The following is an 18341-nucleotide window of genomic DNA, read 5'->3' as shown; positions in this document are numbered from 1 at the left end:
GAAAAATGGATTTAAATTTTATTGAACTTTTGAAAATTATTTTTCTCGGCATCGTCGAGGGAATTACAGAATGGCTCCCCGTATCAAGCACAGGGCATATGCTTTTAGTGGATGCCTTCATTCACACCAACATGACACAAGCTTTCAAAGATATGTTCTTTGTAGTCATCCAATTAGGTGCAATTATTGCAGTTATTGTGGAATTCTGGTCACAGATGAATCCTTTTGTTAATGTTGAAGGAAAAGGTGTACGGATCAAACGTTCTGTCTTTAACATGTGGGTTAAGGTTGTAGTGGCCTTCCTTCCGTCAGCTGTATTTGGCTTATTCTTAAATGATTTCTTAGAAGAAAATTTTGGAACACCATTGACAATTGCCATTATGCTGATTGTTTATGGTATCGCCTTTATCGTGATTGAACGTTGGAATAAAACACGTGTACCAAAAATCAATACAATGAAAGAAATTACCTATCAAACTGCACTGATCATCGGGATGTTCCAAGTCCTCTCAATGATTCCAGGGACATCACGATCAGGAGCAACAATTGTGGGTGCCTTGCTTATTGGAGTTTCACGTGTCGTTGCTGCCGAGTTTACTTTCTTCCTCGCAGTACCCACTATGCTTGGCGCCTCTGCCTTTAAACTCTTGAAATTCGGCCTTCACTTTAGCTTATCAGAAGTGATTGCCCTTATCGTTGGAATGGTTGTCGCTTATGTTGTATCTATCTTCGTTATTAAATTCTTGATGAGCTACATCAAACGCCGTGACTTCCAAATCTTTGGTTGGTACCGTATTGCGCTGGGGATTATCGTTATCCTCTTCATCCTTGTGGGTGTAATTTAAAACACAGATCAGAAAAACCTACCCTGCTTAAGGCCATGTAACTTAAGTAGGGTAGGTTTTTATTTTGGATTTTTTTAAAGCCTAAATACAAACAAAAAGCTCAATTTTTACTTCACTTGTATTTTGGAAATGATTTGAGCAGCTTCGTAATCAAATGAAATAGGTATTTCTATTGTCTGCATGCTGTCTAGTAATTTTTGCGATTCCTCCTTAACCCATGAAGGATTTTTAAGGTATCTTTCATCTTGATAATGATTTGGATCTTTATAAAAATTTATTGAACCGTCATGATTAGAACTATAGGTAATAATAGTTGTTCCGGCCATCGTATTATCTTTGCTAAAGGATAAAGTAACAGTTTCTTGAGGAAGAACTACAGAGCCTTCAAAAGGAAAAATATGATGATTTTGTCCATTTTTAGTAACATCGATAGATACAGGTTGATAATCCCCTTTATAATAATGAATTATTGCTTCTGTTACGCGCGCATATTCAATTTGTTCAGCGCTATAACCTTCAAATAAAGAAGAAGTTTGTTCAGTTTCCTTTTCTTCAGATGTAGGAGTTGATGTAGGGATACTCTCCAAAGTGCTTGATGATTGGGATTCTGTTGTCTTTGTGGTGCTCTTATTAGTACTTGAAACTGGAACATTTTTTGTTTCAGTATTTTCTTTTTTGACATCTTTACATCCACTAAGTACAAAAACTCCTATTAATGCTATCGATAATAATATGGTCTTCTTCATAATTCCTCCAATATAATTTTTACATCCGCTATATTCTAGTGTAACAAATATTATAATTTTTAATATCATAAACCTTTCAAAAAATTAAGAAAAGAAAATCTCAGTTCAATTATTTGGTCAAGGCATCATAATTTGGTATATTAGTATTGTACCAAGCGGTAGGTAAAATGATTGGAGCGTGTAAAGTGTCAGAAGCAAAAGAAAAAATCATTGACAGCAGTAAAAAGCTTTTTTGTCAAAAAGGTTATGCCTCAACTTCTATCCGAGATATTCTCGAGGACTCGGGTACTGGAAAAGGACAACTCTATCATTATTTTTTATCAAAAAAAGAAATCTGTTTAGAAGTGATTCGTTCTCATAGTAATGACTGGGAAACACAATGTTTTGATCCCTTATTGCGCCAGATGGAGGATCCCAAACAAGCTTTGCTAGCAATGCTAAACTGGGAAATTCAGGTGCATGTGGATGAAACACAACATTATGGTTGTGCTGTAGGAAACCTAGTCGTTGAACTCGGTGCGAGTGAAGATAAAGATTTTCGTGAGTTGTTAGGACAGCTTATGGAGACTTGGACAGCATTGATTCAAGCTAGGATTGTGGAAATCACAGGTTGGACTCAAGCGCGTTCTAAAACGCAAGCTCAGCATATCATCTCAACGATACAAGGAAGTCTCCTATTACTGAAACTTACACAAGACTGGTCAGTTTTTGAAAACGGCTTGGATCAATTAGGAAAAGAAATTAAGGCACTTGCTTAAAACATAGGAGGAAAAAGCATGAAAATTATATTTGACAAAACAGTAAGCGAAAAATTAGCGAAATTTGAGAATGCAGATTTTGTATTAGATTTTGACCACGAGTTGAGTGAAAAGAACGAAGCTATTGACGCATGTGCGGGCGGTATCTCACGTTACCGTATCCTTGCTATTGACAAAGGCAAGTTGCCAGAGGCTTTTGATGCACATATGGATTCAGAATTTGGTCCTGTTTACTTCAAAAAATGGGGGGAAATGTTCTGGAGCGCCCAAGATTTACAAGCTAAAGTGGAAGGCAGTTACAACCTCATTGCTTTGAAGACAGACGGAGAATATTTGAGCCATAATCTTCTTATTGTTGACTATAGAGGCAAACTTTAATATGGAGAGAAGGACATTTAAGAATTTAATTATTGGCTTTGGGAAAGCAGGGAAAACTCTGGCTAAATCATTGGCCAATAAAGGGGAAACAGTAGCAATCGTGGAACAATCTACGCGGATGTACGGGGGAACTTGTATTAATATTGGCTGTATTCCGTCTAAGTCGTTAATTGTAAATGGCCAAAAAGGTGAAGCTTTCACCGAGGCAGTCCTTCAAAAATTCAGCCTAGTCGAAAAGCTGAATAAAAAGAATTACCATATGATTGCAGATGAACCAAATGCAACTGTAATTGACGGGAAGGCGAGATTTCTTTCAGACCATGAGGTCGAAATATCCGAAGAAGGAAAGCCCATAATGCTTGTTCAAGCTGAACGTATCTTTATCAATACGGGTGCGCGTGCTATTTTGCCCTCAATCCTTGGTATGTCGGAGAGTAAAAATCTTGTGACCTCGACAGGATTGATGGACTTACAAGAAAAACCTGAACACCTTCTGATTGTGGGTTCTGGCTATATCGGACTTGAATTTGCAGCCATGTTTCTGTCTTATGGATCAAAGGTAACGATTATTGACTCACACGATATATTTTTGCCGCGTCAAGATAGAGATGTTGCGCAGCGCGTGAAGCAAGATTTAGAAGACGCTGGTGCTGTCTTCAAGCTCGGCTATGAAATAAATGGTGTTTTTGATCGTGATGAAGCAAGTATCCTCAATATTACAAAAGATGGTCAAGCAGAAGAAGTACAGGGAAACAAGATTCTTCTTGCTACAGGTCGTAAGCCCAATACTTCTGGATTAGGTTTAGAAAATACTTCAATCAAAGTTGGCGAGGCAGGACATATCTTAGTGAATGAAAAGCTTGAAACCTCTGCTCCAAATATTTGGGCTTTGGGTGATGTACATGGTGGACCACAATTTACTTATACGTCATTGGATGATTTTCGTATCATTGAAAGTCAACTTTATGGCGACAAATCTCGGACATTAAGTAATCGAGGTGAGTTAGCAAGTAGTGTTTTTATCACACCAACTCTGTCTAATATAGGCTTAACAGAAACAATAGCTCAAGCTCAAGGTACCAAGTACCGATTGTTCCGTTTAGAAGCTACATCTATTCCAAAATCTGCAGTACTTGGACAAAGTAAAGGGCTACTTAAAGCGCTGGTTGATCCTGACACACAAGAAATATTAGGTGCAACTCTTTATGCTGAAGAATCACATGAAGTGATAAATATTTTATCGCTTGCGATGAAAGCAAAATTACCTTACACCATGTTAAGAGATCATATCTACACTCATCCAACCATGAGTGAAGCTTTAAATGATCTTTTTGCTCCAGTAAATGAAGTGAAACTATAAGAAAAGGCCCTTATTTAAAGGGTTTTTCTCTTATAAATTCTGTGTTTTTTTAGATATAAAAAAATTAAAAGTCGGATATAGGATTACCCAAAGTCAACAATAGATAATCTGCATTATAATAAATAAACAATTAAAAAGAGGTGAAGTATGAGTGAAATGAAATTAAAAACAAAGATGATTCACGGAGGCATCAGTGAAGATGCTACAACAGGTGCTGTTTCTGTTCCTATCTATCAAGTATCGACCTATAAGCAAGATGGTCTCGGGCAGCCCAAAGCTTATGAATACTCGAGATCGGGGAACCCAACACGTAATGCCTTAGAGACACTTATTGCCGACTTAGAGGGTGGTGTCCAAGGCTTTGCTTTTGGTTCAGGTTTGGCTGGCATTCATGCCGTTCTTTCTATTTTTAAATCAGGGGACCACTTGATTCTAGGTAATGATGTTTATGGGGGAACTTTCCGCCTCATGGATAAAGTCATGTCTAATTTTGGTTTGGAATATGACTTGGTAGATTTAAAAGATATTGATGCTTTAAAAGATAAGATTAAAGCATCAACTAAGGCAATTTATTTTGAAACACCTTCTAACCCCTTGATGACTGTCTTAGATATCCAAAAACTTGCAGATATTGCTAAAGAAAATAGTCTACTGACAATCGTTGATAATACTTTTGCAACACCTTATTTCCAACGTCCATTAAGTTTGGGGGCAGATATTGTCTTGCATTCGGGTACGAAGTATCTTGGTGGACATTCCGATGTTGTTTCTGGACTTGTCACCACAGATAAAGAAGAATTAGCTGAACGTATCGCCTTCATGCAAAATTCAATCGGTGGTGTTTTAGGTCCTCAAGACAGCTGGTTAGTTCAAAGAGGAATCAAAACTTTAGCACTTCGTATGGAGGCCCATGCTAAAAATGCTCAAAAAATTGCAGAGTTTCTTGATGTGTCAGAGAAAGTAAGCAAAGTCTATTATCCAGGACTTCCGCAAGACCCAGGTTATGAGATTGCTTCACAACAAATGTCTGGCTTTGGAGGAATGCTTTCTTTTGAACTTAAGGATGAACATAAAGTCAAAGACTTTGTCGAGGCTTTAGAATACTTTACTTTAGCTGAATCACTCGGCGGTGTGGAAAGTCTGATTGAGGTACCTGCAGTGATGACCCATGCTTCAATACCGAAAAAGATTCGTGAAGAAGCTGGTATTAAGGATGGCCTGATTCGCCTATCTGCCGGTATCGAAGATATCCAAGATTTATTGGAAGACTTGAATCAAGCCTTTGCGAAAATTAACTCTTAAAACACCACTAGGTGTTTTTTATTATGTAAAAAGAGGAAAAACTCTTTTTTTATAAGACACGGTATGCTATAATCAAGAAGAGAGTTTTCAAGAGAAAGTATATAATTTATGAATTATAATAAGTTGTTTACGCGTTTGAATGAAAAATTAGCAGAAAATGATATCCACCTAAGCTTACAATGCGTAGGCGGTTTTGTCTTGGAGTATCATGGTCTAAAAGCTACAGAGGATATCGATGCCTTTTATGAATCAACTGCGAAAGTTGAGGAAATTATTGCTGAGATTGGGCAAGAATTTCATGTCGGAACGGCTAATGAACCTTGGTTAAGCCATTCTATCGGTCGCATCATGTCACTTTCTGATGAAGATAAAGTTTTAATCTTCAAGGCAAGTCATCTCGAAGTCTATTTGTCTTCCTTGCAGTCAGTTTTGATTGACAAAATTCAAGTGGGCAGAGCCAAGGATATTCCTGACATTGCTCAGATTATGAAGAAATTAAACATTGAACGTCCAGATACACTCCTTGACTTGCTCAACAGCTATTCAGAAGGGACTTCTGATCCTGCAGTTGTTTTAGAAGCTTACGGTCTCGCTTACGGCCAAGAAGCATTAAAAAATTATTTAAAAGAAAATCCTGAACTTTTGAGGCTATTATAAATGAATTGGAAAGAATATTTTGAAGCTGCGGCTCAAAAATCAAGAGGAAATGCGAGGCTCTGGCTCCGCTATTTAAATAAAGCTATCCAACGTGATCAAATCTATTTGACACATGACGATATTGAATATCTTCGACAGTCGGATCGCTTATCCTATTTTCAGCGCTTTTTCCTGACTTTAGCGGTTGAGGAAGGAAGCAAAGCTTGGGAAATGACTGTTTCTTTATCCGAAGCCGCTCAGTTTTCACGCTTGAAAGCCGTCGCCCAAGAGTTAAAAAATTAATAAAATATAGAAAAAAATAAGAATTGCTGAAGCGGCAGTTCTTATTTTGACAAAAAGGAGCAAGAGATGATTCAACTCACGAAATTTAACCCCCCAACGCTTGAAGAAAACTTAAGACCAGTTGGACTGACAGATGATACAATGGCGCAGAGAAGGCAGGAATTACTTGATAAAATGACCCAAGATAATTTTGATTGCTTAATTATCTATGCGGACCTAGAACATGGAAGTAACTTTGAGTATCTTACAGGTTTTCTCCCGCGTTTTGAAGAAGCCCTGCTTGTCCTTCATAAGGATGGTAAAGCTTATCTTGTTTTAGGTAATGAAAACCTAAATAAAGCAGATAAGGCAAGGTTAAAAGCAGAAGCTGTACATATGCCACATCTTTCTCTACCTAATCAGCCTATGAATACTCAAGAAACAGTTAAAGAAATCTTAAGCAAATGTGACCTAGAGCATACTCAAAAGATTGGTTTAGTGGGGTGGAAAAACTTTACCAGCACAAAAGAGGATAATTATCAGCTTTTCGATTTACCTCATTTCTTAGTTCACGCTGTGCAAAGTTTATGTCCAAAAGCCATACTAGAAAATGCTACACGTCTTTTTATCGGGGAAAATGGTGTTCGCACAACAAATAATGCAAACGAATTTGCCCATTATGAATTTGGTGCTGCTTTGGCAGGACGATGCATGTTAAACGCGATGAATCAGATAGAGCTTGGAAAAAGTGAAATGGAAGTTGCAAGAGAATTATCAGACCTTGGACAAGCACATAATGTCGTTACAATAATGGCAACAGGCGAACGTTTTGTAAAGGCCAATATCTATCCAAACGATAAAGTCATTAAAAAGGGAGACAAACTTTCCCTAACGACAGGGTATAAAGGAGGCCTCCAAAGCCGAGGAGGCTATGCGGTAAGTCAAGTTTCTGATCTTCCAGATGAAGAGAAAGATTATCTTTCGGCTGTTGCAAAACCTTATTTTAATGCCGTTAAAACTTGGCTGGAAACAATCAAGATTGGTATACAAGGGCAAGAGCTATATAACAAAATAGAAGAAGTTTTGCCACAAGAAAAATACGGTTGGACTCTTAATCCTGGCCATCTCTCCGCTGATGAAGAATGGATGAGCTCACCAGTTTATCCGCAGTCAACAGAAAGTATCGAGAGTGGCATGCTGTTCCAGATTGATATTATTCCATCTGTTCCTGGATACGGCGGTGTAAGTTGTGAGAGCGGTATCTTCCTGGCGGATGCGCAGTTAAGAAAAGAGATACAGGAAGAATATCCTGACATTTGGACGCGCGTGCAAAACAGAAGAGCTTATATTCAAAATGAATTAGGGATTGCACTCAGTGACGAAATTCTTCCAATGAGCAGTGCTACAGCCTATTTACGTCCTTTTATGTTGGATAAGACATTAGCTTTGACTGCAAAATAAAAAGCCGAATTTGGCTTTTTTGTTAAATCGTAATAGTTGAGGCTTTTTTCAATTAAAAAAACAATATATTATTTGATGAACATTTTAAAACTATGAAAGAATGTTATATTAGGCTGAACGGGATTACTTAGAGTCATAAACCTAAAGTGTAATAATTCAGAAGTGTTAAGCGCTTTATTTTCATTCAAAAATTTGAACATATCTTTTGACTAACATTATTCATTTTGTGATAATTATTAAAGAAGCATAAAAAATAATAGAAAAATTGGAGAAAAAATCATGTCCTTAATCGGAAAAGAAGTTGAACATTTCGTCACTGAAGCATATCAAAACGGCAAGTTCTTGACAGTAAATTCAGATGATCTTAAAGGAAAATGGAATGTTATTGTCTTTTATCCTGCGGATTTCTCTTTTGTTTGTCCAACAGAATTGGAAGATTTACAAGAGCAATACAGTATTCTTAAAGACTTAGGCGTAGAGGTTTACTCATGTTCTACGGATACACATTTCGTCCATGCGGCTTGGCATGAGCACAGTGAAGCTATTGGTAAGGTAGAATACCCAATGTTGGCTGACCCATCACAAAAGATTTCTCGTATTTTTGATGTATTGGATGAAGAATCTGGTTTATCACAACGTGGTTCGTTTATCATTGACCCAGATGGTATTGTACAAGCTGTCGAAATAACTGCAGATGGTATTGGTCGTGATGCAAGCCAATTAGTAGATAAAGTACGTGCAGCACAATATATCCGTAAAAATCCAGGCGAAGTTTGCCCAGCTAAATGGAAAGAAGATGCGGAAACTCTAACACCAGGTTTAGACTTAGTTGGTAAAATTTAATTTAATGAGGCGAAGTAGATTACTCGCCTTTTTAAGCTAAAAAGAATGGAAAGATAAAATGTTAGAAGAAAATCTTAAAGCACAACTCAAGCAATATTTAGAGCTTCTAGAAAATGATATCGCATTACGCGTTAAGGCAGATCCTGAAGATGCTAACGGTAAAAAAGTACGTGATTTTGTTAATGAAATTGCTGAAATGTCACCACGTATAAGTGTTGAAGAAGCTAAGTTAGTCAAAGCTCCTGGCTTTTCTGTTGTCCGCAAGGGAGAAATGAGAGGTATTGCTTTTGCTGGTATTCCTTTAGGTCATGAATTTAACTCGCTTGTTTTGGCGCTTTTACAAGTAAGTGGTCGCGCACCAAAGATTGAAGAAGACCTTAAAAAACGAATTCAAGCTATCGATAAACCTTATCATTTTGAAACTTATGTAAGTTTGACTTGTCATAACTGTCCAGATGTTGTCCAAGCCTTGAATATCATGAGTGTTCTTAACGAAAATATTACGCATACGATGATTGAAGGCGGCATGTTCCAAAACGAAGTCAAATCTCGTGGTGTGATGGCTGTGCCAACAGTTTTTGTTAACGGTGAGGAATTTTCAAGTGGGCGCATGAGTCTTGAAGAAATATTAAATAAACTCGTGGGTCAAGCTGGAAGTGAAGAATTTGATGATAAAGATCCTTATGATGTTCTTGTTGTTGGCGGTGGTCCAGCAGGTGCAAGTGCGGCTATTTATGCAGCACGCAAAGGGATACGCACAGGTATTTTAGCAGAAAAATTCGGTGGTCAGCCATTAGAAACTCTAGGCATTGAAAACTTGATTGGGACGACTTATACTGAAGGACCAAAGTTAGCTGCTCAACTGGAAGAACATGTCAAAGCCTATCCAGCTGATATTATGAAAACACAAAAAGCAGTGAAATTAGAGAAAAACGACCTGCTTGAAGTGACTCTGGAAAATGGAGCTGTCCTACAGTCTAAAACGGTTGTATTATCAACAGGAGCACGTTGGCGTTCACTTGGTATTCCAGGTGAGGAAGAATTCAAAAATAAAGGAATTGCTTATTGTCCGCATTGTGATGGACCGATCTTTGCAGGTCAAAAAATTGCCGTAGTTGGGGGAGGAAACTCGGGGATTGAAGCAGCCATCGATTTAGCTGGTGTAGTTGAACATGTGACTGTTTTAGAATTTTTACCAGAGCTTAAAGCAGATAAAGTTTTACAAGAAAAACTCTATTCACTGGATAATGTTACGGTTCTAACCAATGTAGAAACGAAGGCTATTCATGGTACAGATAAAGTTGAAAGTCTAGATTATGTTGAACGTGATACTCAAAAAGAAGTAAATATCGAAGTATCAGGTGTCTTTATCCTTATTGGTCTTGTGCCTAACACAGAGTGGCTGGAGGGAGTAGTAGAACGTAACTCACGAGGCGAAATTGTCGTTGATAAACAAGGGGCTACAAATGTACCTGGTGTATTTGCTGCAGGGGATTGTACAGATTCAGTTTATAAACAAATTGTGATTGCCATGGGAAGTGGTGCAACAGCTTCTCTGGGTGCATTTGACTATCTCATTCGTCATTAAAAATAAAACCATCCTGAAACATTTCGGGGTGGTTTTATTATCTTTTAAGTTTGTGCTAAATTTCACGTACTAAAATTGTAGCATTCGTAAAATGTTTTTGCTATAATATTAAAGTAAAAATTGTTTACAAGTGTAAATTAAACAAAATCTTGGAGGATTTATTAATGACTAAATTACTTGTTGTAAAAGGACATCCTTTGACAGCTGAAGACAGCTTCTCAATTAAAGGCTTGGATACTTTCGTATCAGCCTATAAGACTGCAAATGCAGATGATGAAGTAGAAGTACTCGATGTTTTCTCTGCCGACATTCCTGAAATTGATCAAGACATGGCTTCTGCCTTTATTGCAATGCAAAATGGTGTAGACTTCACTGCCTTGTCTGAATCACAACAAGATAAAGTTGCACGTTTTGGTGCCTTTACAGAACAATTCCTTTCAGCAGATAAGGTAGTCATTGCGAGCCCATTGTGGAACCTTATGATTCCTGCTAGCCTTAAAAAATGGATTGATACAGTCAATGTTGCTGGTAAAACTTTCCGTTACACAGCAGAAGGACCAAAAGGTTTAGCAACAGATAAGAAAGTTATGCACTTGCAAGCAAGCGGTGGTATGTACAATGGTCAAGATACAGGTAGCCAATACATGAAGACTATCTTTGAATTTATTGGTACAGACTTCTCCTCACTTAGTGTTGAAGGTCATGCTTACCAACCTGAAAAAGCTGAAGAATTTTTGGCTGAATTCCTTGGTAAAGTAGAAACTGCAGCACAAGAGTTTTAATTCTGGTAAATCTCGGATATTAGTTGACCCATATTTGTTTTTATATTAAAATTAAATAAGAAATAAATAAAAGAAAGAGCATTTCTTTGAAATGCCATGGGAACAACCTTATGATTAAATTTAGTATTCGTGCAGAAAATGTGGAAATTACAGATGCAATTCGTTCATATATCGAAGATAAAATCGGTAAATTAAATAAATACTTTAATGATGGACATGAAGTCACAGCCTACGTGAATATTAAGTCTTATTCCGATAAGCGTAATAAGGTTGAAGTAACTGTGCCAGCTAAAAATGTAACTTTAAGAGCAGAAAATACTGCTCTAGATGTACTTGCAGCTATTGATTTAGTGGAAGAAAAGTTAGAACGACAAATTCGCAAATATAAAACGCGTGTAAACCGCAAATCAAAAATAAATGTCCCAACTGGCTTAGCCTTTGGTGACGAATTTGCTCCTTTAGATGCCATTGATGAGATTGAAGAAGATACTGTGAAAATCGTCCGCACGAAACGTGTTGATCTTAAACCGATGGATGCGGAAGAGGCAGTGCTTCAGATGGATATGCTTGGCCATGATTTTTATGTTTTCTTGGATGCCTATACTAATCGTACGAGTGTTGTTTACCGACGTGCCGATAAAAATATTGGTTTAATTGAAACAGATTAAGACAAAAAGACTGGTTTGATATCCAGTCTTTTTTATTATGATATTAATCTTTATTTATATTTTTCTTCTAACTTACTCATCCATAGACCTAATACAAGTCCAATTACAAAGAGTAGAGCACTCATAAAGAAGGTTGAGAGAGTTGCACCTGCATAATTGATGGCTTCGGCACTTTGTGTAGGTACTACAATCAGCAATGTGCTTGAGAGTACTAAACCAATGATAAAGTTGTAAACTTTAGAATGGAAATTAATAAGAAGTTTCTCCATAAATTTTGAAAAACTTACTAGAGCGAATAATCCACCAATGGCAATAGGAAGAAACACACCGAAAATATCACGGTTTTTAAAACCTTCGAGCATTGGAGAGAAAAGTCCAAGAATTAAGAGAAGATTTGAGGGGCTAAGTCCAGGTACCAAAACACCTAAGGCGATTAAAATACCTGCAAGGAAGAAACCATAGAAGTTTGCCGGAACCGTTCCTGCAATGGCAGGTAACATATATAAAATAAGTGTTGACAAAACAAATGTGAGGATTAAAGTAAAGGTATCACTTTTATCACGAGCCTTCTGACGTGTGCTTTCTTTAAAGAGAGAAGGGAGTGTTCCTAAAATTGCACCTGCAAACCCCCATAATACAATTATCTGATAATGCGCTAACACCCACTCAAGAGGTCGACTAAGGAGAACTAAGCCCAAAATCCCACCAATACCAACAGGAAGGAAGAAAAGAAAATTCTTCTTGAAATCCTGACGAATATGAGCCAAGAAATGGAGCATACGTTCATAAATCCCTAAAATGGCTGCAAGAACCCCGCCAGAAACACCAGGAAGAATGAAGCCAAGAGCAATAATCATTCCTTTAATCAATCGAAAAATCCAGTTCATATTATCTTATCACTTTCTATTTTATACTTTTGCGACTATTATATCATAGATTACTTATACGAAACATATTTATCATACAAGTCGATAAAATACAAACTAGGATATATTCGAAATTTTACACTTTAAAAATAATTTTACTATCTTTTTTTGTATTTTTACATTAAAATAGAAGGCATAATGCATTTTTATATGATGATAGTATACGGATAAATAAAAAAGGAGGAAAAAGTGAAAGAGGTTAGACAACCGAAATATCAGCAAATTGCTATATTAATTGCGGAAAATATTGTACGCAACGAATTAAAAATCGGTCAAAAAATTTATGCAAGATCGACCTTAGCAACAACTTTTGGTGTTTCTCCCGAAACAGCACGAAAAGCAGTAAGCATTCTTAGTGATTTAGGGATTGTGGATTCAATTCATGGAAGTGGCGTCGTTATTGCTTCACGTCAAAAAGCTCAAGAGTTTTTGACTCAACATCAAGAAGTTAAATCAATTCAGGATTTACAAGCTGATATTTTGAAAAGTGTCGCTCGCCAACAAAAGGAACTTGCCAATTTTTCATCGACTTTAGATAAACTCGTTGGACAAACAGCACACTTTCAAAAATCCAATCCAATGACTCCGATTGAACTTGAGCTTAATGAACCTTCCGAAAACTTAGGTAAAACTATCGGAGAAATGAACTTATGGCAAAATACAGGTGCAACCGTTATTGCCATCTTACAGAATGACGAATTAATTATTTCGCCGGGCCCATATGCAACATTGAACCAATATGATACCTTGTATTTTGTTGGTGGAACAGATTCTTTACAAATTATTCAAAATTTCTTTTATAAAAATTAATTTTGACATTGGGAAATATCTTTCTATAGAGACAGGCAATAGGAACTGTCGCTATAGGAGGATTTTTTTCAAATTTAGGCAATTTAAGATATTTGTAAGTTTACTTATTTGACAAAGTGACAATACCTTGTTATTATGGAATGGTCACTTTGATGAACATTAAATAATGAAATGTATTTAATTATTAAGAGTAAAGGAGAATATTTTGCCAGTAAAAATTAAAATTGAGCACTTAACCAAAATATTTGGTAAACGTGTAAAAACTGCTTTGGCAATGGTCGAGCAGGGTGATTCGAAAAACGAAATTTTAAGAAAAACAGGTGCGAGTGTCGGTGTTTATGATGCCAACTTCGAAGTAAATGAAGGCGAAATTTTCGTTATTATGGGACTTTCTGGTTCAGGGAAGTCCACACTATTACGTTTACTTAATCGTTTGATTGAGCCAACAAGCGGTAAGATTTTCATTGACGGTGAAGATGTTGCTACGTTAAATAAAGAAGATTTGCTGAAAGTGCGTCGCAAAACGATGAGTATGGTTTTCCAAAATTTTGGTCTCTTCCCTCATAGAACGATTCTTGAGAATACAGAATATGGTTTGGAAGTACAAAACGTACCAAAAGAAGAGCGTCGCAAGCGTGCTGAAAAAGCTTTAGACAATGCTAACTTACTTGATTTTAAAAATCAATATCCGAACCAACTTTCAGGAGGGATGCAACAACGTGTCGGCTTAGCGCGTGCTTTAGCCAATGATCCAGAAATTCTTCTGATGGATGAAGCTTTCTCAGCTTTGGACCCATTGATTCGTCGTGAGATGCAAGATGAACTTTTGGAACTTCAAGCAAAATTCCAAAAAACAATTATTTTCATTTCGCATGACTTGAATGAAGCATTACGTATCGGTGACCGTATTGCCATTATGAAGGATGGTAAAATCATGCAGATTGGTACAGGTGAAGAAATTCTTACTAATCCTGCTAATGATTACGTTAAAACCTTCGTGGAGGATGTCGATCGTGCAAAAGTTATCACAGCGGAGAACATTATGATTCCTGCCTTAACAACTAACATTGACATTGATGGTCCAAGTGTAGCGCTTAAAAAGATGAAGACAGAAGAAGTAAGTTCTTTAATGGCTGTCGATAAAAAACGTCAATTTTATGGTGTTATTACCAGTGAAGCAGCTGTTCAAGCAAAACAAGCGAATAAATCTCTTCGCGAAGTTCTCATGACAGATGTTGGACAAGTTGGTAAAGAAACATTAGTAAGTGATATCTTACCTATCATATATGACTCTCCAACGCCTGTTGCCGTGGTAGATGACGAAGGATTCCTCAAAGGTATTCTTATTCGCGGACGAGTACTTGAAGCTTTAGCAGATGTAGACGATGAGGAGGTAAATAATGATTGAGTTAGCAATAGGTAAGATACCCTTAGCAGATTGGGTTTCGACTGCAACAGATTGGATTACAAGCAATCTAAGTGCTGGTTTTGATATTATTCAAAAAGCTGGTACAGCAATTATGGATACAGTAACTGCGGGACTTACAGCTGTACCATTTTGGTTAATGATTATTGTTGTTACTTTCTTGGCAGTTTTAGTTTCTGGACGTAAAATTGCCTTCCCTATCTTTACATTCTTAGGTTTAGTTCTTATTGCCAATCAAGGTTTATGGACAGACTTGATGAATACAGTAACATTGGTCTTGCTTTCTAGTTTAGTTTCTATTATTATCGGTATTCCTTTAGGTATATGGATGGCTAAGTCCGAACTTGTTGCTAAGATTGTGCAGCCCATTTTGGACTTCATGCAAACCATGCCCGGTTTCGTTTACTTGATTCCGGCCGTTGCTTTCTTTGGTATCGGTGTGGTCCCTGGTGTATTTGCCTCAGTTATCTTTGCTTTGCCACCAACAGTTCGTATGACAAACTTGGGTATTCGTCAAGTTTCTACTGAATTGGTCGAAGCAGCAGATTCTTTTGGGTCAACACCAAGACAAAAGCTTTTTAAGTTAGAGTTTCCGTTAGCAAAAGGAACAATTTTAGCAGGTGTTAACCAAACTATTATGTTGGCACTTTCAATGGTCGTTATTGCTTCAATGATCGGTGCACCTGGTCTTGGACGTGGCGTCTTAGCGGCTGTTCAATCTGCGGATATAGGTAAAGGTTTTGTAAACGGTATTGCTTTAGTTATTTTAGCTATTATCATTGACCGTTTCACTCAAAAACTTAATGTTGCCCCAACTGAAAAACAAGGCAATACGCAACTTAAGAAATGGAAAAAAAGAGGAGCGTTAGTAGCCCTTATCGTTCTTATCATTGGTGGTATTTCTGGTGTTACACTTACGAAAACAGCAGCAGATAAAAATGTTGAGCTTGTATATATGAACTGGGACTCAGAAGTTGCATCTATTAACGTATTAAGTCAAGCTATGGAGCAACATGGATTTGACGTTAAGAAGACAGCTTTAGATAATACAGTTGCTTGGCAAACTGTAGCAAATGGTCAAGCTGACGGTATGGTTTCTGCTTGGCTCCCAAACACTCATGAAACACAATGGAAAAAGTTCAGCAAGTCCGTTGAATTACTTGGCCCTAACCTTAAAGGAGCTAAAGTTGGTCTTGTCGTACCAAGCTACATGAAAGCAAATTCTATCGAAGACCTGAAGGATCAAGCAGATAAATCAATTATCGGTATTGAACCTGGTGCTGGTGTTATGGCCGCAACAGAGAAGGCTCTGAAAGATTATGATAACTTGAAAGATTGGAACTTAGTACCATCGTCTTCAGGTGCGATGACTGTTGCCCTTGGTGAGGCTATAAAGCAACATAAAGATATCGTAATCACGGGCTGGTCACCTCACTGGATGTTTAATAAGTATGATTTGAAATATTTAGAAGATCCTAAAAACTCAATGGGTAAAGCTGAAGACATCAATACTATTGTACGTAAAGGACTTAAAGAAGATAATCCTGAAGCTTATAAAGTATTAGACAAGTTTAACTGGTCTCAAAAAGATATGGAATCTGTAATGCTTGATGTTCAAAATGGTAAAACACCAGAACAAGCAGCAGCAACATGGATTAAATCTCATAAAGAACAAGTTGATAAATGGTTTGAAGACTAATACATAATTAATCAAAAACTAAGCAATATTGCTTAGTTTTTTTTTAGAAAATACCTTAAAAAAACAATCCGTATTTTTATCATGACAGTAATAATATGGTAAAATTAGAGTATTGAAAATTACAAAATTTGAAAGGAAAGAAAAATGAAATTATTTCAACACAACACCCTTGCAGCTTTGATGTCAGGACTTTATGAAGGAACCTTAACGATTGGAGAGCTTTTGAAAAAAGGCAACTTTGGTATTGGAACCTTGTCAGGTATCAATGGTGAGTTGATTGTCTTGAATGGCAAAGCTTATATTGCAACAGGAGACAAAAAAGTACGTCAAGTAGAAGACAATGAAACTGTCCCATACGCTGCAGTATCTCATCATGAAGCAACACTTTCTTTCCAACAAGAAGAAAAAATCGCTAGCGAAGAACTCTTCAAAAAAATTGAAAATGAGTTTAATAGCGAAAATACCTTTTATACAATTAAAATGACTGGTGATTTTGATATGATGCATGTGCGCATGGCTCCAGGCGCAGCAGAAGGCGAACCTTTTGCTAAAGTAGCAGAAAATCAACCCGAATATAAAGAGGAGAACGTCATGGGAACTATCGTCGGTTTTTGGACTCCAGAAATGTTTCATGGTGTAAGTGTCGCTGGATACCATCTGCATTTTCTTGCTGATTCATGCAATTTTGGTGGCCATATTTTAGGATTTACTGGCTTTTCCGGTAAAGTAGAAATAGGCCAAGTGGATGCCTTAGAGCAAAACTTCCCAACAAAATCTCAAAACTTCCTCCAAGCCAAATTTAATCTTGATCAACTCAAAAAAGATATTGAACAAGCGGAATAAAAAAACTGCAAAAATGCAGTTTTTTATGTGAACAGCTTCTATTTTTTGCGTATTAATTATTGAATAACACCAAAAATGGAGGCTGCATGATTAAAAACTTTGAAATATTACGTTTGAAAAAAGCAGGAATGTCTAATTTAGGGATTTTGAAACTGATTGATTATCAGAGGAGGCATGAAGCAAAACTCACTCTACGCCAGTTAGCGCGGATTGCAGAGGTCAAAACTGTCCCTAATTTTATTGAGAGTTATAAGAGTCAAGATGTGAAACGACTTCGTGAGCAATACAAAATTTTCCCCTCCTTTTCCATTTTAGATGACATTTATCCCGAATGGCTGAGAGAAACATATAATCCGCCTGCCCTCTTTTTTTACCGAGGAGATCTTAAATTGCTTAGTCTTCCTAAACTTGGGTTTGTAGGCAGTCGTGAAATGTCTAAGGAAGCACCAAGAATAATCCACAAGCTTATTGAGGAATTAAAGCAAAATTTTGTTATTGTGAGCGGATTAGCACGCGGTGTTGACACCTCAAGCCATGTAGCAGCTGTAAAACAAAAAACTCCAACCATTGCTGTCATTGGTAATGGGTTAGATATTAGTTATCCAAAAGAAAATCGTAAATTACAAGAATACTTAGCAGCACATGAATTAGTTTTATCAGAATACCTTGTAGGAGAGCAACCCCTCAAGTTTCATTTCCCAGAGAGAAATAGAATCATTGCTGGTCTTTCCCGTGGTGTTGTCGTTGTGGAAGCAAAACAACGTAGTGGTAGCCTTATCACAAGTCGTTATGCTTTAGAGGGTAATAGAGAAGTTTTTGCTGTACCTGGAGATATTTTGAATAGAAATGCCTCTGGGTGTAATCAATTAATCCAACAAGGTGCAGCAAAACTTGTCACTCATGGACAAGATATTTTAGATGAATTTTATTTATATGAAGGGAATTTCTTTCCTTAATTTTTTATAAAAATTGAAAATTTATAAATCTA

General features: G+C 37.0%; 19 protein-coding genes. 17 read left to right on the top strand and 2 right to left on the bottom strand.

The window, feature by feature from the left end; all coding sequences use genetic code 11:
- The first annotated feature begins 5 nt into the window (after positions 1 to 5).
- Entirely contained in the window at positions 6 to 845 is an 840-nt protein-coding gene (locus J0J35_RS03560) for an undecaprenyl-diphosphate phosphatase (protein WP_019293965.1), read from the top strand.
- Between the two features lie 107 nt (positions 846 to 952).
- Here J0J35_RS03560 and J0J35_RS03555 read toward each other — a convergent pair whose 3' ends face one another.
- Positions 953 to 1591, bottom strand: coding sequence for a hypothetical protein (locus tag J0J35_RS03555; RefSeq protein WP_206917796.1), 639 nt, complete (start codon positions 1589 to 1591; stop codon positions 953 to 955).
- 185 nt (positions 1592 to 1776) lie between these two features.
- Here J0J35_RS03555 and J0J35_RS03550 point away from each other — a divergent pair, with 185 nt between their 5' ends.
- The 11 genes from J0J35_RS03550 (at position 1777) to hpf (ending at position 11649) form a co-directional block, all read left to right on the top strand.
- On the top strand, positions 1777 to 2349 hold the full coding sequence (locus J0J35_RS03550; RefSeq protein WP_046401182.1) for a TetR/AcrR family transcriptional regulator: 573 nt from the start codon (positions 1777 to 1779) through the stop codon (positions 2347 to 2349).
- A gap of 18 nt (positions 2350 to 2367) precedes the next feature.
- The gene (locus tag J0J35_RS03545) at positions 2368 to 2727 is read left to right on the top strand and encodes an iron-sulfur cluster biosynthesis family protein (protein WP_206917794.1); all 360 of its coding nucleotides are present in this window, start codon (positions 2368 to 2370) and stop codon (positions 2725 to 2727) included.
- A gap of 1 nt (position 2728) precedes the next feature.
- A complete protein-coding gene (locus J0J35_RS03540; protein WP_206917792.1) occupies positions 2729 to 4087 on the top strand; it encodes an FAD-dependent oxidoreductase in 1359 nt (452 codons plus the stop codon).
- Between the two features lie 147 nt (positions 4088 to 4234).
- A complete protein-coding gene (locus J0J35_RS03535) occupies positions 4235 to 5389 on the top strand; it encodes a cystathionine gamma-synthase (protein WP_206917790.1) in 1155 nt (384 codons plus the stop codon).
- Between the two features lie 108 nt (positions 5390 to 5497).
- Positions 5498 to 6046 (top strand): DUF6036 family nucleotidyltransferase, encoded by a 549-nt coding sequence (locus J0J35_RS03530; RefSeq protein WP_019291683.1) that lies wholly within the window; start codon positions 5498 to 5500, stop codon positions 6044 to 6046.
- Positions 6047 to 6328 carry a hypothetical protein gene (locus tag J0J35_RS03525; protein WP_206917789.1) on the top strand — a complete coding sequence of 94 codons (282 nt, stop codon included), beginning with the start codon at positions 6047 to 6049 and terminating at the stop codon, positions 6326 to 6328. It abuts the gene before it with no gap.
- 66 nt (positions 6329 to 6394) lie between these two features.
- Entirely contained in the window at positions 6395 to 7768 is a 1374-nt protein-coding gene (locus J0J35_RS03520) for a Xaa-Pro peptidase family protein (RefSeq protein WP_206917788.1), read from the top strand.
- A 279-nt stretch (positions 7769 to 8047) separates the two neighbouring features.
- Positions 8048 to 8611, top strand: coding sequence for an alkyl hydroperoxide reductase subunit C (gene ahpC, locus J0J35_RS03515; protein WP_019291680.1), 564 nt, complete (start codon positions 8048 to 8050; stop codon positions 8609 to 8611).
- Positions 8612 to 8669: 58 nt separating this feature from the next.
- Complete coding sequence (gene ahpF, locus J0J35_RS03510) at positions 8670 to 10199, top strand: alkyl hydroperoxide reductase subunit F (RefSeq protein ID WP_206917784.1); 1530 nt, start codon at positions 8670 to 8672, stop codon at positions 10197 to 10199.
- Between the two features lie 164 nt (positions 10200 to 10363).
- Positions 10364 to 10981 (top strand): FMN-dependent NADH-azoreductase, encoded by a 618-nt coding sequence (locus tag J0J35_RS03505; protein ID WP_017370397.1) that lies wholly within the window; start codon positions 10364 to 10366, stop codon positions 10979 to 10981.
- A 110-nt stretch (positions 10982 to 11091) separates the two neighbouring features.
- Complete coding sequence (gene hpf, locus J0J35_RS03500; RefSeq protein ID WP_019291678.1) at positions 11092 to 11649, top strand: ribosome hibernation-promoting factor, HPF/YfiA family; 558 nt, start codon at positions 11092 to 11094, stop codon at positions 11647 to 11649.
- 50 nt (positions 11650 to 11699) lie between these two features.
- Here the strand turns inward: hpf and J0J35_RS03495 are convergent, their stop codons facing one another.
- Positions 11700 to 12536, bottom strand: a complete 837-nt coding sequence (locus J0J35_RS03495; protein ID WP_206917782.1) for a DUF368 domain-containing protein — start codon at positions 12534 to 12536, stop codon at positions 11700 to 11702.
- 228 nt (positions 12537 to 12764) lie between these two features.
- Between J0J35_RS03495 and J0J35_RS03490 the strand changes: the two genes are divergently transcribed.
- The 5 genes from J0J35_RS03490 to dprA all read left to right on the top strand — a co-directional run bounded on the left by J0J35_RS03490 (position 12765) and on the right by dprA (position 18309).
- A complete protein-coding gene (locus J0J35_RS03490) occupies positions 12765 to 13385 on the top strand; it encodes a GntR family transcriptional regulator (RefSeq protein ID WP_117517550.1) in 621 nt (206 codons plus the stop codon).
- 205 nt (positions 13386 to 13590) lie between these two features.
- Complete coding sequence (locus J0J35_RS03485) at positions 13591 to 14793, top strand: glycine betaine/L-proline ABC transporter ATP-binding protein (RefSeq protein WP_014024780.1); 1203 nt, start codon at positions 13591 to 13593, stop codon at positions 14791 to 14793.
- Entirely contained in the window at positions 14786 to 16510 is a 1725-nt protein-coding gene (locus J0J35_RS03480) for an ABC transporter permease/substrate binding protein (RefSeq protein WP_206917780.1), read from the top strand. The genes J0J35_RS03485 and J0J35_RS03480 overlap by 8 nt, the downstream gene beginning before the upstream one ends.
- A 144-nt stretch (positions 16511 to 16654) precedes the next feature.
- On the top strand, positions 16655 to 17353 hold the full coding sequence (gene budA / locus J0J35_RS03475) for an acetolactate decarboxylase (RefSeq protein WP_206917779.1): 699 nt from the start codon (positions 16655 to 16657) through the stop codon (positions 17351 to 17353).
- A gap of 86 nt (positions 17354 to 17439) precedes the next feature.
- Positions 17440 to 18309 (top strand): DNA-processing protein DprA, encoded by an 870-nt coding sequence (gene dprA / locus J0J35_RS03470; protein ID WP_117517556.1) that lies wholly within the window; start codon positions 17440 to 17442, stop codon positions 18307 to 18309.
- The last annotated feature ends 32 nt before the right edge of the window (positions 18310 to 18341 follow it).

The sequence above is a fragment of the Lactococcus sp. LG606 genome (assembly GCF_017309645.1).
Lineage (GTDB): Bacteria > Bacillota > Bacilli > Lactobacillales > Streptococcaceae > Lactococcus > Lactococcus petauri.
Note: the sequence above shows the minus strand (reverse complement) of the source record. Positions and strands in the feature narration are given on the sequence as shown.

What these genes read in the sequence shown, in the direction of transcription:
- J0J35_RS03560 (WP_019293965.1), top strand. Translation starts at nt 6, where the DNA reads ATGGATTTAAATTTTATTGAACTTTTGAAAATTATTTTTCTCGGCATC.
- J0J35_RS03555 (WP_206917796.1), bottom strand. Translation starts at nt 1,591, where the DNA reads ATGAAGAAGACCATATTATTATCGATAGCATTAATAGGAGTTTTTGTA.
- J0J35_RS03545 (WP_206917794.1), top strand. Translation starts at nt 2,368, where the DNA reads ATGAAAATTATATTTGACAAAACAGTAAGCGAAAAATTAGCGAAATTT.
- J0J35_RS03540 (WP_206917792.1), top strand. Translation starts at nt 2,729, where the DNA reads ATGGAGAGAAGGACATTTAAGAATTTAATTATTGGCTTTGGGAAAGCA.
- J0J35_RS03535 (WP_206917790.1), top strand. Translation starts at nt 4,235, where the DNA reads ATGAGTGAAATGAAATTAAAAACAAAGATGATTCACGGAGGCATCAGT.
- J0J35_RS03530 (WP_019291683.1), top strand. Translation starts at nt 5,498, where the DNA reads ATGAATTATAATAAGTTGTTTACGCGTTTGAATGAAAAATTAGCAGAA.
- J0J35_RS03525 (WP_206917789.1), top strand. Translation starts at nt 6,047, where the DNA reads ATGAATTGGAAAGAATATTTTGAAGCTGCGGCTCAAAAATCAAGAGGA.
- J0J35_RS03520 (WP_206917788.1), top strand. Translation starts at nt 6,395, where the DNA reads ATGATTCAACTCACGAAATTTAACCCCCCAACGCTTGAAGAAAACTTA.
- ahpC (WP_019291680.1), top strand. Translation starts at nt 8,048, where the DNA reads ATGTCCTTAATCGGAAAAGAAGTTGAACATTTCGTCACTGAAGCATAT.
- ahpF (WP_206917784.1), top strand. Translation starts at nt 8,670, where the DNA reads ATGTTAGAAGAAAATCTTAAAGCACAACTCAAGCAATATTTAGAGCTT.
- J0J35_RS03505 (WP_017370397.1), top strand. Translation starts at nt 10,364, where the DNA reads ATGACTAAATTACTTGTTGTAAAAGGACATCCTTTGACAGCTGAAGAC.
- hpf (WP_019291678.1), top strand. Translation starts at nt 11,092, where the DNA reads ATGATTAAATTTAGTATTCGTGCAGAAAATGTGGAAATTACAGATGCA.
- J0J35_RS03495 (WP_206917782.1), bottom strand. Translation starts at nt 12,536, where the DNA reads ATGAACTGGATTTTTCGATTGATTAAAGGAATGATTATTGCTCTTGGC.
- J0J35_RS03480 (WP_206917780.1), top strand. Translation starts at nt 14,786, where the DNA reads ATGATTGAGTTAGCAATAGGTAAGATACCCTTAGCAGATTGGGTTTCG.
- budA (WP_206917779.1), top strand. Translation starts at nt 16,655, where the DNA reads ATGAAATTATTTCAACACAACACCCTTGCAGCTTTGATGTCAGGACTT.
- dprA (WP_117517556.1), top strand. Translation starts at nt 17,440, where the DNA reads ATGATTAAAAACTTTGAAATATTACGTTTGAAAAAAGCAGGAATGTCT.